This is a genomic window from Neobacillus drentensis (assembly GCF_036966985.1).
GTDB lineage: Bacteria > Bacillota > Bacilli > Bacillales > Cytobacillaceae > Neobacillus > Neobacillus drentensis_E.
In genome coordinates this window covers 1-3,068 of the sequence record NZ_JBALSN010000519.1, presented here as the reverse complement: position 1 = coordinate 3,068, position 3,068 = coordinate 1, and the positions used below count along the sequence as shown (strand labels likewise).

At 40.5% G+C, this 3,068-nt stretch carries 3 protein-coding genes; 1 reads left to right on the top strand and 2 read right to left on the bottom strand.

The window, feature by feature from the left end; translation table 11 throughout:
- Nucleotides 1-289 precede the first annotated feature (289 nt).
- A complete protein-coding gene (locus tag V7659_RS27050) occupies nt 290-1,132 on the bottom strand; it encodes an SDR family oxidoreductase (protein WP_335543170.1) in 843 nt (280 codons plus the stop codon).
- A gap of 117 nt (nt 1,133-1,249) precedes the next feature.
- The gene (locus tag V7659_RS27045; RefSeq protein WP_218351408.1) at nt 1,250-2,683 is read right to left on the bottom strand and encodes a DHA2 family efflux MFS transporter permease subunit; all 1,434 of its coding nucleotides are present in this window, start codon (nt 2,681-2,683) and stop codon (nt 1,250-1,252) included.
- A 150-nt stretch (nt 2,684-2,833) separates the two neighbouring features.
- Between V7659_RS27045 and V7659_RS27040 the strand changes: the two genes are divergently transcribed.
- Nucleotides 2,834-3,068, top strand: a 235-nt coding sequence (locus tag V7659_RS27040) for a TetR/AcrR family transcriptional regulator (RefSeq protein WP_335543169.1), incomplete at its 3' end; no start/stop codon positions are given.

The window sequence follows — 3,068 nt, the reverse complement described above, 5'->3', positions numbered from 1 at the left end:
ATCTTTATTGAACTAACGCATGCATTAGTTTAAGTAGAACCCGTTCCACAACTCTTAGAATGTGCAAGATTGTCGTAACTTTACGATTTTAAATGCAATTTAAGAGATGTTGTTCTTGTCACCACAAACGGAGCCTTGATACATATCCTGGCTCCAGAGTTTATATTTTAGTTTATCAAAGCAGAAAATCAAGTGATAATGCTAGGATAACTAAATCGAAAAAACAAAGGGCTATCCGTATAGTCTTTATAGACTTTTTTAGACAGCCCTTTTTACTTTGAACTATATATTAACCGATAAATGCTTCCTTATTTGCTTTAGCAAAAGTCTCAAAAGAGGTTGCTTTATGTCCGGTTATTTCTTCTACCGTATTGGAGACATTTGCTGTGTGACCTAACTTCATAATCTGATAATGTTCTAACAAGCCTTCAACGATTTCAGTAGGCATGCCTGTTTTTTGCATAGAAGCGCGAGCAGCTTCAACAGGTACGTCTACGTACTTAATTGATTTTCCGGTTACTGAAGAAAGAATTTCCGCAATTTCGGCGCTGGAAAGTGCTTCTGGTCCCGACAAGTAATATGCTTTGTTCTCATGGTCTTCTTCCGTTAAGACCCGATAGGCAACCTGGGCTATATCGCGAGAATCAATGTAAGCCGCTTTTCCGTCGCCATGCGGCGCATAGAAGGCTCCATGTTCACGAATGGTATGCGAGTTAAATTTAACTAAGTTTTGCATAAATGTATTTGGGCGCAAGAATGTATACGCCATGCCGGACTGCTCTATTTCTTTTTCGACTGCATTATGCCACTTTGCCAATGTATCCAATTCAGCCCCGCCGCCCGATAACTTCACAAGATGCTTCACACCGGCTTTTTTAGCTGCACGAACAATCGAAGAAGAAAGTTCCACCATATTCGGAAGAAGAGGTGTTGCAAAATATACTTTTTGGATACCGTTCATGGCATTTACCAGTGAGTCGAAGTCGTTTAGATCGGCTTGAACCAACTCGACTCCCAATGCTTGCAGTTCGCTTGTTTTGCTTGTGGGACGAACAGTAACACGCGTTTTATGTCCGTTCTTCGCCAGAAGTTTCACCAATTCTTTGCCTGTTGTTCCGGTAGCTCCTATCACTAATATAGCTGCGCTCATACTAAAAACTCCTCTCGTTGGTCAATTACATTTTAATTATGATCAAAATTTCAAAATTTAATATTTGTCACTCTTTCCTTATGCTAATGGTAATTCTTTTTATTTGATGTGAGGTTTGCGAAGAAATAAACTTAAAATCGCACCAACCGTGGCAATGCAGGCTATAATTAAGAATGTGTCACCAAAAGCTAAGGCATTGATTTTTAAATTTACGGCGTGTTCGCCAGCGTCCGCCATACGCTCTCTTATTTGTGAAGATAAGTGTCCCGTTAAAGCGGCTACGGCAAATGAATTCACAACCTGTATAGTAGCTGATGTTAAAGGTGTTACTCGGCTTACCAGTTCACGAGGAGCAGACTTTAAAACATGTGCATTTAATGGCATCATTGATATGGCCATACCACATCCCACCATAAAAAGTATAATCATTAACGCAATTACTCCGGTATTTAGATTTACCCCAGAAAGCAAAAATAAAGCAATTGACATAAGGCTCAAACCGGTAAAGACAAGAGGTCGGGCGCCTATTTTATCGGATAATTTCCCCGCGAATGGCGTAAATATTAGACCTCCCAAGGAAATAGGGAGGGAGATTGCCGCACTCACGAGAGGTGTTCGACCTAATACGCCTTGTTGGAATAAAGGATTCAAGAGAATAGTCCCGATCATGGAGGCTTGTAAAGCCCAAGTTATGATAATACCGCGAGTAAAGTCTAATGATTTAAATGCACGCAGCTCCAGCAATGGTTGCTTATGACGTAGCTCTACGAAAATGAAAATGAGAAGTGTGACACCCCCAACAATCAATCCCGTTAATGCGCCAGTGGAACTCCAGCCCCTTCCTCCCTCACTGACACCATAAGTTAGCATGGAAAAGGCGATCGGGGCAAGAATCATTCCTAGAATATCGAGGGCAGGTGCTTTACCACGCTGCTGATTGGGCAGAAGCTTTAGACCAACAATCACGGCAGCTATTCCAATTGGTAAATTGATTAGGAAAATCCAATGCCAAGATGCTACCCCAATTAACCATCCAGATAGCAAAGGACCTGTAGCGGGGGCAATTAGCATAGGTATACCAAGCATCCCCATAACGGCTCCCCTTTTATCGGGGGGGGCCATTTTAAAAGATATTGCCATACCGATGGGAGTTACCATTCCACCACCAAGGCCTTGTATTATACGGAATAAAATCAGCAGTTCAGGAGTTTGGGCGAAGGCGCAAAGGACTGAACCAATAGTAAACAAAGTAATCGTAATGAGGAAAATTCGCTTGGCTCCAAATTTATCTGTCATCCAACCAGCTAAAGGAATAATCGTAGCTAGCGCAAGTGTATAACCGGTTACGGTCCATTGAATTGTTTCCAATGAACTGTTAAAATATTTTTGTAAACTAGGGATAGCAACATTCATAATTGTAGTATCAAGAAGAACCATAAACATACCAATCATAACGGCAAGAAGTGGAGCGATAATAGTTTTGACCGAGAACTCTTGAGATGATGTTAATTTCTCAGCTGCTTGTGTAGACATTTAAACGTTCCTCTCTTCTGTGGCTTGATGCCTAGCAAACATCATATATATTTGACTTGTGGTTTTCCGGAAAAACCAATCGGTCATTACGTGCTTAATTTTATCTAATTTTTTAAGAATGTCAATTCTTTTTTGAAAAGAGGAAGTAGATTGAGTATTGTCAAACAAAACATCATGGATTCCGCTGAACGTTTTTTTTCAGAAAAAGGCTATCTTGCAACATCGATTCAGGATATCGCTGATGATTGCAAAATCGCAAAAGGGTCATTATATAAATTTTTTCCTTCTAAAGAGGATCTATTCGTAGAGGTGCATCACTCAAAGCAGGAAAGCCTTTTCGAAAAAATGGAAGAGATTAGATCGGACACGACACTTACCTTAAGAG

What these genes read in the sequence shown, in the direction of transcription:
- V7659_RS27045 (WP_218351408.1), bottom strand. Translation starts at nt 2,683, where the DNA reads ATGTCTACACAAGCAGCTGAGAAATTAACATCATCTCAAGAGTTCTCG.